Source organism: Thermomonospora echinospora (assembly GCF_900108175.1).
Classification (GTDB): Bacteria; Actinomycetota; Actinomycetes; order Streptosporangiales; family Streptosporangiaceae; genus Thermomonospora; species Thermomonospora echinospora.
This window is the reverse complement of sequence record NZ_FNVO01000012.1, coordinates 33,481-46,084: the sequence shown is the minus strand read 5'-3', so window position 1 is coordinate 46,084 and position 12,604 is coordinate 33,481. Positions and strand designations below refer to the sequence as shown.

The window sequence follows — 12,604 nt, the reverse complement described above, 5'->3', positions numbered from 1 at the left end:
ACGCGATGAAGGCCAACTGCTGGATGGGCCGTAACTCGGTCGAGGTCACCGAGGTGCCGGATCCGAAGATCCTCAACTCCCGGGACGCGATCGTCCGCATCACCTCGGCCGCCATCTGCGGCTCCGACCTGCACATGTACGACGGCTACATCCCCACCATGAAGAAGGGCGACATCCTCGGCCACGAGTTCATGGGCGAGGTCGTCGAGGTGGGCCCGGAGGTGACCGACCTCAGGCCCGGCGACCGGGTCGTCGTCCCCTTCCCCATCGCCTGCGGCCGCTGCTGGGCCTGCGAGCACGAGCTGTACTCGGTCTGCGAGAACTCCAACCCCAACGCGGGCCTGGCGGAGAAGTTCATGGGCCACAGTCCCGCCGGCATCTTCGGCTACTCGCACATGCTCGGCGGGTACGCCGGAGGCCAGGCCGAGTACGCGCGGGTGCCGTTCGCCGACTTCGGCCCGCTCAAGGTCGACGGAGACCTGTCCGATGAGCAGGTCCTCTTCCTGTCCGACATCCTGCCCACCGGCTACATGGCCGCGGAGATGTGCGACATCAGCCCCGGCGACGTCGTCGCGGTGTGGGGCGCCGGCCCGGTGGGCCAGTTCGCCGTCGTCAGCGCCTACCTGCTGGGCGCCGAGCAGGTCATCTGCATCGACCGCTTCTCCTACCGGCTGCGCCGGATCCACGAGCACACCGGCGCCGAGATCGTCGACTACGAGGAGGTCGACGTCATGGAGGCGCTGAAGGAGATGACCGCCGGTCGCGGCCCGGACGCGTGCATCGACGCCGTCGGCATGGAGGCGCACCACCCCACCGGCCCGATCCACGCCTACGACCGCGCCAAGCAGGCCACCCGGATGGAGACCGACCGCCCCCACGCCCTGCGCGAGGCCATCATGGCCTGCCGCAACGGTGGCATCGTCTCCTCGGTCGGCGGCTACGGCGGGTTCGTGGACAAGTTCCCCATGGGCTCGTTCATGAACCGGTCGCTGACCATGCGCAGCGCCCAGTGCCATGTCCAGCGTTACATGCGGCCGCTGCTGGAGCGCATCCGCAGGGGCGACCTCGACCCCACCTTCGTCATCTCCCACCGGATGCCGCTGGAGGAGGCTCCGCAGGGCTTCGAGCTGTTCAAGAGCAAGCGGGACGAGTGCAACAAGGTCGTCCTCACCCCGTGACACCCGGGGTGCGCCGCGGCCGGACGCCCGCCGCGGCGCACCCACCCCCGCCCTCGCCCCCGTCTCCGTCCCCGGACGACGGTCGCCCTCCGCCCGGTCGGGGCGCTTGCCCTTTCCTGATTGTGGGATTCTCCAATTCGCGCAAATGATCACAAGGGTGTGCGGTGCGGACGGCGCCCTCGACTGTGAATGGCCACAATCTTCTCCATGTTAATAATGAAACTGCCACTTTCCTCGGGCGAGTGGTTGATTGACAGAGAAGGAGAATGTAGTTTCCAACCGCCGGCTCGTCCTCATCCACCCCCGCGAGTGAGACCACCACGGCCTCGGCACCCCGGCCCCCGGGTCCGAGGCCGCCGGCCTGGCACCGCGACGAAGACTTGGAGCCCCCCATGCCCGACAACGCTCCCACCGACCCAAGACCCGCTTCGGGCGTCGACCGCCGGCAGGTGCTCGGCGCGGCCGCCCTCGGCGGACTCGGCCTCGCGCTCGGCCCCGGCAAGGCGCAGGCCACGACCGTCCCCACCCGGATCCCCGTGACCGAACAGCGGGAACGGGCCGTCGTCGTCGGCACCGGCTTCGGCGGAGGCGTGACCGCCCTGCGGCTGGCCCAGGCCGGGGTACGGACGCTGGTCCTGGAGCGCGGTCTGCGGTGGCCGACCGGGCCGAACGCCACGACCTTCTGCCGCATGGCCAACGTCGACCGCCGATCGGCCTGGCTGACCGACCACAGCCCGATCCCCGGCGTCCCGGGGACCTGGAAGCCCTACACGGGCGTGCTGGAGACCGTGCAGGGCAACGGCATGACGATCAACTGCGGCTCCGCCGTCGGCGGCGGGTCGCTGACGTACCACGGCATGACGTTGCAGCCGACCGAGGAGTACTTCGCGGCCTCCATGCCGATGATGGCCGACGACTACGACCTCCTGGACCGGTGGGCCTATCCCACCGTGGCCAGGATGCTGAAGATCTCGACCGTTCCCGACGACGTGCTGGCCGCGGAGCCGTACCGCTCCTCCCGGCTGTTCCTGGACGTGGCGCCCAGGGCGGGTCTGCGGACGTTCCGGGTGCCGTTGCCGGTCGACTGGCGCTTCGTGCGCGGCGAACTGGAGGGCAGGTACGAGCCCACCTACATCACCAGTGACCTGACCTTCGGGGTCAACAACGGCGGCAAGCACTCCATCGACGTCACCTACCTGGCCGCCGCCGAGGCCACCGGCCGGGTCCGCACCGAGCCCCTGCACGTCGTCCGCGACATCTCCCTGGACCTGCTCAAGCGCTGGGTGCTGCACGTCGAGCGCATCAACACCGACGGCGAGGTCCAGGAGCGCAAGCGCATCATCGCCGACGCGGTGTTCCTGGCCGCCGGCTCCCCCGGCACCACCCGCCTGCTGGTCAAGGCCAAGGCCAAGAACCTCGTCCCCGGCCTGCCCGACGCCATCGGCACCCAGTGGGGCAACAACGGCGACCGCATCTTCGCCTGGGTGAACATGAACGACGACCCCGGACGCCCCCAGGGCGGCCCGGCCTGCGTCGGCGGACGCGACCCCAACAGCCCCATCCCGTACACCATCATCCACGCCGGCTCGCCCATGCTGCCGCCCGACGGCACCAAGATGATGACCGTGGTCGGCTTCGGGATCGTCAAGGCCACCGGCACCTGGGCCTACGACTCCGCCACCGACGACGCCAAGCTGACCTGGAACCCCGCCGGCGACGCCGACCTGCAGACGCTGATCCGCAACCGCATGAACGAGTTCGTCCGGGCGGGCGGCGGAATGATGATCGACAGGGACGCCCAGGCCACCTCGACCTGGCACGCTCTTGGCGGCGTCCCCATGGGCTCCGCCGTCGACCGCTACGGCCGCGTCCTCGGGCACCGCGGCCTCTACGTCCTGGACGGCGCCCGCATCCCCGGCTCCACCGGCGCCTGCAACCCCTCCATGACCATCGCCGCCCTGGCCGAGCACAGCATGGCCACCATCGTCCGCCAGGACCTCGGCCGGATCTTCTAAGACCCCGCGCCCGACCGGCGAACGATCCTCGGAGACCGCAGGTCAGACCCCCTCTCCTGGCCTGCGGTCTCCTACGTTCCCCACGGGATCGCCCGGGTACCGCGGCTCCTGAGCCGCCGCTTCAGCCGGGCGGAGCCGACACGGCCGTGAGCGTCGTGGGCACGGCCGGCCCGTATCCCGGCCCGGTAACCTGACGAAGATGCAGGCCAACCCAGGTGGGCACGGCCCCGGCGATCTCGAATGGCTGCGCCGGCATCTGTCCTCGGCTCCACCGTCCCGGTCCGGGCCGAGGAGGGCGGGGGTCGGTCTCCGGTTCGGCGGCGGTGCCGACGGCATCGAACGCATGGAGGCCGCGCTGGTGGGTGAGGCGTTCTCGCCGCACCGGCACGACACCTACGCGGTGGGCGTCACGCTGGCGGGAGTGCAGACGTTCCGGTACCGCGGCGAGCGGCACCACTGCCTGCCCGGCCAGTGGCACATCCTGCACCCCGACGAACTCCACGACGGTGCCGCGGGCACCGAGGACGGCTTCGGCTATCGGATCATCTACCTCGACCCCGCCCTGGTGCAGAACGCCCTCGGCGGCCGGGCACTGCCCTTCGTGGCCGATCCGGTAATCCGCCCGACCGGGATGCCGCCGCTTCCGACCGGCTACCTCGCGCACATCGACGAGCCGCTCGACGACCTTGCGGCGGCCGAGATGACCACGGCCGTGGCGGACATGCTGTGCGCCCACGCGGCGGCCTCTCCCCTCCCCCGGGTCGCGGTGGACGTCGAGGCCATGAAACGCGTGCGCGCCCTGCTGATGGACGACCCCACCACACGCCATCGCGCCGAGCGGCTCGAAACCGTCGCGGGCATGGACCGCTGGTCGGTCGCCCGCCAGTTCCGTGCGGCCTTCGGCACCAGCCCCACCCGGTTCCGTACGCTGCGGCAGCTCGACATGGCGCGTGGGCTGCTCCGCACGGGCCATCGGCCGGCCGAGGTCGCCACCGCGGCCGGGTTCGCCGACCAGGCGCATCTGACCCGGATGTTCAAACGGGCCTACGGGCTGACCCCCGCGGCCTGGTCGGCGGCCCTCGGCATCGACGTCGGGATCGGGCTCAGGCTCGGGATCGGCTAGGACGATCCCCGTTCGCCCCGGCTCGTCCGTGCCCGCAGCGCGTGGATCACCGCGGCCATGTCCGCGCCGCCGTGCCCCAGGTCGAGCGTCTCGCCGTACAGCGCGTGACAGACGTCCAGCAGCGGGGAGGCGGCGCCCCGGCTGCGGGCCGCCTCCGCGACCAGACGGTTGTTCTTCAGTACGTCGGCGATCGCGGCCTGCACCTCGAAGTCGCCGCGAACCAGCTTGCGGGCCTTGGTCCGGGAGACCGCCGACGCCATCGGCCCCGCGTCGAGCACCCGCTCCAGCAGCGCGGCGTCCACCTCGTGCTCCTCGGCGAAGTGGAAGGACTCGGCGAGCCCGGTCACCATGGTGATCAGGAACAGGTTGACCGCGAACTTCATGACCAGCGCCGAGGGCACCGGCCCGCACACGAACGTCTCGGCGCACACCGGCCCCAGCAGGGGCCGGACCCGCTCGACCGCGTCCTCGTCCCCGGCCAGCATCGCGACCAGTTCCCCGGCCTCGGCGGGGCCGCGCGACCCCGACACCGGCGCCTCGACATAGGCGCCGCCGGCCGCCGTGACGTCTTCGGCCAGCTTCTGTGAGTACGCCGCCGCGACCGTGCCCATCTGCACCATCGTGCTACCGCGCACCCGGGCCGCGAACGCGGGGGTCCCACGGCCCAGCACGGCGTCGACCGCCCCCTCATCGGCCAGCATCAGCAGCACCACACCGGCGTGCTCGAACACCTCCCCAGGGTCCGCGGCACGCCGGGCGCCCGCGGCCGTCACCGGGGCGCATCGCGACGCCGTGCGGTTGAACACGATCAGCGGGACACCGGCCCTGGCCAGATTCAGCGCCATCGGCTGCCCCATCACGCCCAACCCGACGAACCCCACCGTCTCCACGACGCCGCCCACCTCCACCGAGCCCCGGCCCACCGGCCGCCGACGGCGCTCTTGAGAACGCCGGCCGCTCGGTTGTAGCGAACCGGACCCGGCCTCGTCTTGAAGGTTTGTGCGACCGGGCCGACGCCCCCGAACGCGGCCGTCCGTCACAAGAGAAGGTGATGATGTCGGACTTACCGGTGCCGGTATAGCGGACCAGGTTGTCTGCGAAGTCACCGCACCCGGTGGCCCTGGCCCGCGGGTCGCAGCCATCCCGGCGGGACCTGGGACCGAAGACCGGTGCCGGAGGCCCGGTGATCGTCACTCATGGGGGCGGCCATGGTGTCGCCGCAGGGCCAGCAGCCCCATGGCGACGTACCAGGCGTGGACCTCCAGCACTCCGATGCGCTGGACGAGTCCGGCGACGCCGTGTTCGGCGCCGTCGGCGGTGGGTTGGAACGTCGCGAAGAACGCGATGAGCAGGGCCAGGGTGAGCGGACCGCCGAGCATCAGCCAGGTGCCGAATCGTCGCCAGCCCGGGATGGTGCGGAAGTAGCGGCCGGCGACCGGGAAGCCGACGACCGGGGTGCCGAGGGCCAGGAGGAAGCCCAGCATGTGCGGCATGACCGCTTCGAGGTCGAAGACACCGCACACGATCTGACCGGCGCCGGTGGCGGCGAGCAGCACCAGGGCCGCACGGCGCAGGACGGACCGTTCCGGATCGCCCGTGGCGCGGAACACGCCGACCACCCCGGCGATCAGGATGAGCCCGGTGACAACGAACGCAGTGTTCATGTACCCGGCGGTGGCGCCCATGCCGAGCCCGCTGATCGGCTGGCTGACCGGCGAGTAGTCGGTGAACGTGTGGTCGAAGAGGGTGTAGCCGCTGCTCACGAAGCCGAGCACCAGCCACGCGGCGGTGAACAGCACGGGGCCGGCCACGGCCCCGACGGCGAGTCTGCGATGGACGGGGACGGCCCCGCCGGGGACTTCGGCACGCGCCGAGGTGATAGTCATAGTTTGACTATACATATTATGACTAAATAGCTGTCAACGGATAAGCTGGGCGGATGCCTGAGCCACGCCGCTCCGTGCTCGCCGTCGCCGTGCTGTCGATGCTCGCCGAGGAGCCCATGCACGCGTACCGGATGCAGCAACTGATCAAGGAGCGCCACAAGGACGACGTGGTGAACGTCAGTCAGCGCAACAGCGTCTACCAGACCGTTCAGCGGCTCGTACGGGACGGCCTCGCCGAGGTCGCGGCGACCGAACGGGCCGACAACCGGCCGGAACGCACCAGCTACCGGATCACCGCGACCGGCCGGGCGACACTGGACGAGTGGCTGCGCACCATGCTCTCCACTCCGGCACGGGAGTACACCGAGTTCCCGGCCGCACTGGCGTTCCTGCCCAACCTCGCCCCGCGAGACGCGGCCGCGGCGCTGACCGCTCGGATCACCCGACTCGAGGCCCGGGCCGCGGCGCTCGACGCGGAGATCGCCCAGGTCCGCAGCTTCCTACCCAGGCTGTTCGCGATCGAGTCCGAGTACCAGCAGCAGGTGATAGCGGCGGAACTCGCCTATGTCCGGGGCATCGTGGAGGACCTCCGCACCGGAGAGATCACCTGGCCGTCCGGAGACTGACGGAACGCCGCGGACGGCCGCCCGCCCGGCGGCGCCGCCACCGGACGCTCGGTTGTAGCGAACCGGACCCGGCCTCGTCTTGAAGGTTTGTGCGACCGGCCCGACACCCCCGAACGCGGCCGTCCGTTACAGGGGAAGGTGTGCCAGGCAGGGGTGCTGGGGGTCTGTGGTCTGCGGGTGCTCCTGCCGGTACGACCGTGCCCACTCCTCCAGTGCGCTGCGGCGTTCCCCACCGCTCGGGCAGAGGAACTCCCAGTACTTGATGAGGGCTTCGTGCACCTCGCCCAGGGAGTAGCGCTGGGTTTGAGGTTCGGGCCCCAGGTCGGTGATGGACACGCCGTCCGGCCGGAAATAGGCGGACGTGGAGTTTCCCACCCATTCCTCGATGTCCGTCCTGCCGCCCCGAGCCTGCTCGACCAGCAGCAAAGCGTCCAGCACACCGGCCCCATGGGTCTGGATGTCACTGGTCAGCAGGCCGGCGAGATTGCGGTACCGGTCGTCCTTGAGCCGCGCCGTCGGGAAACGCGCACCCGGCGACTCACCCCACCAGTAGAATCCGTCGATGCCGGACACCGCGTCCTCCTCTAGACAACCGGCCATGCGCTGTGCCAGCCCTTGCGCTGACCGCCCGCATAAAACCCTTCGATCGGCTTTCCATCATACACCCCTCGCCACTTATTCGGATTCGCGGGGTCGGGGCTCGAGTTTTTAAACGCCTCGCCGATCGCCTCATTCACCTGCTGGGGCGTCCAGTCATCGGGAAAGAAACTGGACCACGCCTGCTTCTGATACCAGTTGCCGTTCTCGTCCCGCACGTCCACTCGGGCCTTGTAGGCCCCCCAAGGGGTGTGCTGCGCCTTGATCTCGTGGCCGTTCGGGTCGCGCCGCACCCGCGCGGTGGGGGGATTCTTCCCCCGGTAACGATGGTGGAAGCCGGTGCCCCGCTGCGCATGGTGATTGACGTTGCCCAGGAAGACGTGCTGGAAGTTGGGCCTTTCGACGCGTTTGAGCAACCACTTTTCCATCGGTTTGAGCAGGCCCATCTGCCGCACCGCACCGCGCGCGGCCCCCCGGGGCCGTCTACCCACCGAGGATCGCCTCCAGCGCCATGCTGATCGCCATGTCGATCAGCAGCCCGGTGATCATCTTGAAGATGGGGATCTGCACCAGCGACGCCCCGAAGGTGGGCACGGCCTGCGCGATCGCCATCGCGATCTGGATGGCGAGCTGGATCAGCTGGATGATCACCGCGATCTTCAGGGTGAGCACGATCATCCCGCACACCATCAGCCCGGCGCCCATGATGTTGGCCGCGACCTGCCCGTCCTGCAGGGCCGGCACGGGTGAGTCCGGTTCGTTCCACGCCTGCTGGAAGGCCTTGATGGCCTCGCCCTCGTTCATCGCCCAGACCTGTCCGGCATGGCCGTCGGCGTCCTGGGCGGCACCGCCGAAATCGGCGGCGAAGTCGAGCCAGTCCCGGCCCATCTGGAAGAGTTTCTCCTCGTCGGCCTCCGGCCAGGTGTAGCCGAGCATGCCGAGCAGGGACGCCAGTTCACCCGGTAGTTGCAGGCCCACCGGTCACCCCAGGATGTCGCGGACCCGATTGACCTCGATCCCGCTCAGGTCCTCGGATTTCTGGTAGTTGTTCGCCATCACGATAGCCCCCTCGGAGAATTCATCAATGCCGTCGATCTGGCTGGTATAACACTCGAACGCCAGTTCCGAGGCGGCCGCGTAGATCGTCCCTATCGCGAAACCGATGTCATCACCACCCCACGGCTCGCCGTATCCGGCCATCCGGGCCTGGAAGTCCTGCAATCGGCCGCGCATCCCGGCGGCCGAGGACTGCATTCTCGAGCCACCACGCCGGATCTGACCGGAATCGACCTCGAACTGTTTTCCCATGCCGGCTGTCCTCTGGTCCTCACCTCGACGGACGGTCGATTCCGCCCATCAGCCTCCCGAGCGACTCGGTCAGCGTGCCGAGCTGCTCGATGCTCGCGTCCTGCAGCCGGGCCACCGTCGCTGCGAGGTCCTGGCCCGCCTGCCGCATCGGCGCCATGGCCGCCTCGCGTGCCAGCCGGAGAGCCTGATTCGCCGCGCGCACGGTCTCGTCCGCGATGTCCCGAGACGGGTGCCGCATCGCCCGTTCGTCGACGCCGATCTCACCGAGCCGCGTGCCCGACGACTCCGCCCGCACCCGGATCAGGTCGTTCAGCCCGTAGGCGGTCAGCCGCTCGGTCTCCGCCGGTCCTCTGGCCTCCGCCTCGGGCTCCGGCGCCGGCCGGCGCATCGCCTCGACGCTGCGCGCCGTATCCTCCAGCAGCCGTTCCAGGCCGCCGCCCTCCACCTCACCGCGGACGATCGCACGCTGCCTGATCACCTGAATCGCGTCGTGCAGCCCCTGCGTCATCCGTTCCATCTGGCGCAGTCCCTCGTTGTGCACCTGCTGGAACTGCCGCGCCAGCGCGTCGAAGTCGACGGCCGTCTCCCCGTCCGCGGTCACGGCCGAGGCCGCCGCCCGCTCCAGTGCGGCGTTGCAGGTCTCGGTCAACAGCCCGCCCAGTTGATCGGACGGCATCCGCATCACCCGGCTGTCGAGCCGGATCGCCCCGAGCCGCCCCCCGGCCGCCTCCACACGGATCAGCCCATCGGCCGTCTCAGCGTGCCCCTGCGGATCGCCCCCGGAACGCTCCCGCGCTCCCGCCCCCGGCCCCGAGGCCCCATTCGCCAGTTGTTCCCGCAGTTCGACCAGCCGCTGCCGCATCTCGGCCATGCTCATGTCCGGACGCGAGTCGTCCGCCCACACGTAAGCCCCCGCCACTCGTGATCGCTCTAGGTGACATGAGTGTATACGTCCGTTGAACACCGCTCCTTCTCTGTCATTTCACCAGCGAAAATGCAGTGACCGGCATGGCTTCGGAGGTGGCCGGGGGGTGTTCGCCCAGCCGCTGGGACAGGTCGGAGTCGTGCACGAGACCAAGGGCGGCCGGTACGACGAGGAAGGGGGCTGCACACCCTGAACGCCGATTTTCCCGCCCCCGACGGGACACTGCTCACCTCCCGGACGGACATCGTGTCCCTACCGTGGGACGACATGGAGATCGGTTTCGAAGAACTGCACGAGGCGTGCGGCACGATGATCAGCGGCGACCACGAGCAGGCCAGCCGGGACCTCGGCGGGCTGCTGCCCGCCGTGCGGGAACGCGGCCCCCGCTGGATGGAGGGACTGCTGCACGCCCTGCTCGCCGACGTCAGCGGACGGCTCGGGGACGTCACCGGCGGGATCGAGCACTTCCGGACGGCGGTCGAGATCGGGTGGAACGACTGTGTCGCGGCCGCGGCGGAACCGGGCCTGGCGGCGCTGGCGGCGGCGCCGGAATATCGGCAGATCTATGGGCGGATCACGGTGTCCCCGGCCGATCTAGAGGAGCTGCGGTGGATCCACGCCGAACGCACGAACATCGACCATGACACCAGCATGATGATCTCTGAGAACATCGGCCGCAAGGACAGCTCCCCGACCGAGGTGCCGCAGACGCTCCTGCCGACCCGTACCCCCAACGGCCTGGGCGTGCCCGCCGCCCGGGCGCTGCTGCGACTGCGTCAGCGCAGCCAGCTGCACGCCGTGCTGACCTCCGACACCCTGCGCCGCTCCCATCTCACCTCGATGGCGGTGATCAACAACATCGGCTCCTCGCCGTTCGGCGGCTCGGGCCTCGGCTTCGGCTCCCCGATGATGGAGGCCGCCTCCTCCCAGGCCCTTGCGAACTCCCGCGCCGCGACCCGGCGGGAGGCCGTCCGCGCCCGCGCCTTCTGCCCGACGATCGGCCTGTCCACGGCCGCCGCCCCTGCCCCCGCTCCCTGAGCCGCCTTTCCCGTCGCCGCCCTGACCCGGTACCGCGTGCGGGAAGATCTCCGGGGGCCGGTGTCGAAACCGGCCGGCCTCGTTCGTCGGAACGGTGGAGGACTCACCGATAGCAGGAGGAGTGCCTGATGCCCCAATACGCGGTCCTGGTCTACCAGGCGGCGCCGGGTGACCCCATGCAGATCTCGCCCGAGTACGAGGCGGCGCTGGAGCGGTACCCGGCGCAGGTCGAGGAGCTGGGCGGTCGCGGTGTCGCGGGGTACGCGCTGCAGCCGAGCACCACGGCCACGTCGGTCCGCGGCGACCTCGTCACCGACGGCCCGTTCATCGAGGCCAAGGAGGTCGTCGCCGGGTTCTTCGTCATCGAGGCGCCCGACCTGGACGTCGCCTTGAAGATCGCCAAGCTCAACCCCGTCCACCTCGACGGCGGCGGGGTCGAGGTCCGGCCGCTGTTCACTCCGCCGGCCGAGTGAGCGTCGGCGACAACGCCGCGACCGCGGTCGAACGCGCCGTGACGGACGCGCACCGTCGCGAGTGGGCCTTCGTGCTCGCCGCGACGGCGCGCGTCGCCGGCGACCTCGACCTCGCCGAGGAGTGCGTCCAGGACGCCTACCTCGCCGCACTTGACGCCTGGGCCCGCGACGGCATCCCCCGCAAGCCCGGCGCCTGGCTCACCACCACCGCCAAACGCAAGGCACTGGACGTCCTGCGCCGGGAACAGGTGTTCCGGGCGAAGATGCCGCTGCTCGTGGAACCGGACGAGGTCGCCATGGACGAGCCCGACGACGACGCGATACCTGATGACCGCCTCCGGCTGATCTTCACCTGCTGTCATCCCGCGCTGGCCCGGCAGGCTCAGGTGGCGCTGACCCTGCGCCTGGTGTGCGGGGTCGGTACCGGCGACATCGCCAAGGCGTTCCTGGTCTCCGAGCCGACCATGGCCGCGCGGGTCACCCGGGCCAAGAAGAAGATCTCCGCGGCCCGGATTCCGTACCGGGTGCCGGACGCCGGCGAGCTCCCCGAGCGGCTGGATGCGGTGCTCACCGTCATCCACTTGCTCTACACCACCGGGCACACCGCCGCATCGGGCGCCGACCTGGTCCGCGCCGACGTGGTCGGCCACGCGCTGAACCTGACCCGTATGCTCATGGCCCTGATGCCCGACGAGCCGGAGGTTCGTGGGCTGCTGGCGCTGTTGCTGCTCACCGATGCCCGCCGGGCCACCCGCACCGATGCCAGGGGACGGCTCCTGCGGCTGGAGGACCAGGATCGCTCCGCCTGGGACCGGGCCGCCATCGAGGAGGGACGCGACCTGGTCGCCGACGCGTTCCGTACCGGCCGCGTCGGCCGGTACGCGCTTCAGGCCGCCATCGCCGCACTGCATGCGACCGCCGACAGCTACGCCGCGACCGACTGGCGCCGGATTCTGCGCCTCTACGACGACCTGCTGAAGGTCTGGCCCTCCCCCGTCGTCGCGCTCAACCGGGCCGTGGCGGTATCGATGGTCCACGGTCCGCAGGCCGCCCTCGACGAGATCGAAGCCCTGCGGCAGGACGGCCGGCTCAACGGCTATCACTACCTGCCGGCCGTCCATGCCGATCTGCTGCGCCGCCTCGACCGCCCAGAGGAGGCGGCCGTCGCCTACCGCGCCGCGCTGAGCCTCGCCGACAACGAGGCCGAGCGAGAGTTCCTCGCCGCCCGCCTCGCCGAGGTCCTCGATCCCGCCTCCTGACGTCATCGGAGACCCTCCGCCCAAGCCCGCGCGAGCCGGAGGAAGAGCAGCCGGCGACTGCTCGTGTCCGTCGCCCATGAGCGCACGGCTGATGCGAGGGGACGCAGAACCGGACGGTGACACGTCCCCGGTGACCGGCGTTCGCACGGATTTGAGTCCCGGCCGTCGAATCGGAC

General features: G+C 70.3%; 14 protein-coding genes. 7 read left to right on the top strand and 7 right to left on the bottom strand.

Features of this window, described 5'->3' with window-relative positions; genetic code table 11:
• Positions 1 to 5 precede the first annotated feature (5 nt).
• The 3 genes from C4U03_RS24680 (at position 6) to C4U03_RS24670 (ending at position 4,316) form a co-directional block, all read left to right on the top strand.
• Positions 6 to 1,178 carry a zinc-dependent alcohol dehydrogenase gene (locus C4U03_RS24680; RefSeq protein ID WP_103940545.1) on the top strand — a complete coding sequence of 391 codons (1,173 nt, stop codon included), beginning with the start codon at positions 6 to 8 and terminating at the stop codon, positions 1,176 to 1,178.
• A gap of 392 nt (positions 1,179 to 1,570) precedes the next feature.
• Positions 1,571 to 3,193 carry a GMC oxidoreductase gene (locus C4U03_RS24675; protein ID WP_103940543.1) on the top strand — a complete coding sequence of 541 codons (1,623 nt, stop codon included), beginning with the start codon at positions 1,571 to 1,573 and terminating at the stop codon, positions 3,191 to 3,193.
• Positions 3,194 to 3,392: 199 nt separating this feature from the next.
• The gene (locus C4U03_RS24670) at positions 3,393 to 4,316 is read left to right on the top strand and encodes an AraC family transcriptional regulator (protein WP_103940541.1); all 924 of its coding nucleotides are present in this window, start codon (positions 3,393 to 3,395) and stop codon (positions 4,314 to 4,316) included.
• Here the strand turns inward: C4U03_RS24670 and C4U03_RS24665 are convergent.
• Positions 4,313 to 5,206 carry an NAD(P)-dependent oxidoreductase gene (locus C4U03_RS24665; RefSeq protein ID WP_235018098.1) on the bottom strand — a complete coding sequence of 298 codons (894 nt, stop codon included), beginning with the start codon at positions 5,204 to 5,206 and terminating at the stop codon, positions 4,313 to 4,315. The two genes, C4U03_RS24670 and C4U03_RS24665, sit on opposite strands and share 4 nt — an antisense overlap.
• A gap of 300 nt (positions 5,207 to 5,506) precedes the next feature.
• Positions 5,507 to 6,202: a DUF998 domain-containing protein gene (locus tag C4U03_RS24660; RefSeq protein ID WP_160147084.1), complete on the bottom strand. Its 696-nt coding sequence runs from the start codon at positions 6,200 to 6,202 to the stop codon at positions 5,507 to 5,509.
• A gap of 53 nt (positions 6,203 to 6,255) precedes the next feature.
• Between C4U03_RS24660 and C4U03_RS24655 the strand changes: the two genes are divergently transcribed.
• Positions 6,256 to 6,828, top strand: coding sequence for a PadR family transcriptional regulator (locus tag C4U03_RS24655; protein ID WP_103940535.1), 573 nt, complete (start codon positions 6,256 to 6,258; stop codon positions 6,826 to 6,828).
• 126 nt (positions 6,829 to 6,954) lie between these two features.
• On the opposite strand, the gene C4U03_RS24650 is transcribed toward C4U03_RS24655, so the two are convergent.
• The 5 genes from C4U03_RS24650 to C4U03_RS24630 are packed head-to-tail and all read right to left on the bottom strand — an operon-like array spanning position 6,955 to position 9,610.
• A complete protein-coding gene (locus C4U03_RS24650; RefSeq protein WP_103940533.1) occupies positions 6,955 to 7,401 on the bottom strand; it encodes a hypothetical protein in 447 nt (148 codons plus the stop codon).
• Positions 7,402 to 7,412: 11 nt separating this feature from the next.
• Positions 7,413 to 7,871 (bottom strand): EndoU domain-containing protein, encoded by a 459-nt coding sequence (locus tag C4U03_RS24645; RefSeq protein ID WP_103940531.1) that lies wholly within the window; start codon positions 7,869 to 7,871, stop codon positions 7,413 to 7,415.
• A gap of 37 nt (positions 7,872 to 7,908) precedes the next feature.
• On the bottom strand, positions 7,909 to 8,403 hold the full coding sequence (locus tag C4U03_RS24640) for a WXG100-like domain-containing protein (protein WP_103940529.1): 495 nt from the start codon (positions 8,401 to 8,403) through the stop codon (positions 7,909 to 7,911).
• A gap of 3 nt (positions 8,404 to 8,406) precedes the next feature.
• Positions 8,407 to 8,733, bottom strand: a complete 327-nt coding sequence (locus C4U03_RS24635) for a hypothetical protein (RefSeq protein WP_103940527.1) — start codon at positions 8,731 to 8,733, stop codon at positions 8,407 to 8,409.
• A gap of 19 nt (positions 8,734 to 8,752) precedes the next feature.
• A complete protein-coding gene (locus C4U03_RS24630; protein ID WP_103940525.1) occupies positions 8,753 to 9,610 on the bottom strand; it encodes a hypothetical protein in 858 nt (285 codons plus the stop codon).
• A 315-nt stretch (positions 9,611 to 9,925) separates the two neighbouring features.
• On the opposite strand from C4U03_RS24630, the gene C4U03_RS24625 reads away from it, so the two are divergent.
• The 3 genes from C4U03_RS24625 to C4U03_RS24615 all read left to right on the top strand — a co-directional run bounded on the left by C4U03_RS24625 (position 9,926) and on the right by C4U03_RS24615 (position 12,428).
• A complete protein-coding gene (locus C4U03_RS24625) occupies positions 9,926 to 10,696 on the top strand; it encodes a hypothetical protein (protein WP_103940523.1) in 771 nt (256 codons plus the stop codon).
• A gap of 128 nt (positions 10,697 to 10,824) precedes the next feature.
• Positions 10,825 to 11,169 carry a YciI family protein gene (locus C4U03_RS24620; RefSeq protein WP_103940521.1) on the top strand — a complete coding sequence of 115 codons (345 nt, stop codon included), beginning with the start codon at positions 10,825 to 10,827 and terminating at the stop codon, positions 11,167 to 11,169.
• The gene (locus tag C4U03_RS24615; RefSeq protein ID WP_200827447.1) at positions 11,166 to 12,428 is read left to right on the top strand and encodes an RNA polymerase sigma factor; all 1,263 of its coding nucleotides are present in this window, start codon (positions 11,166 to 11,168) and stop codon (positions 12,426 to 12,428) included. Before C4U03_RS24620 ends, C4U03_RS24615 begins: the two co-directional genes overlap by 4 nt.
• Positions 12,429 to 12,604: the final 176 nt, after the last annotated feature.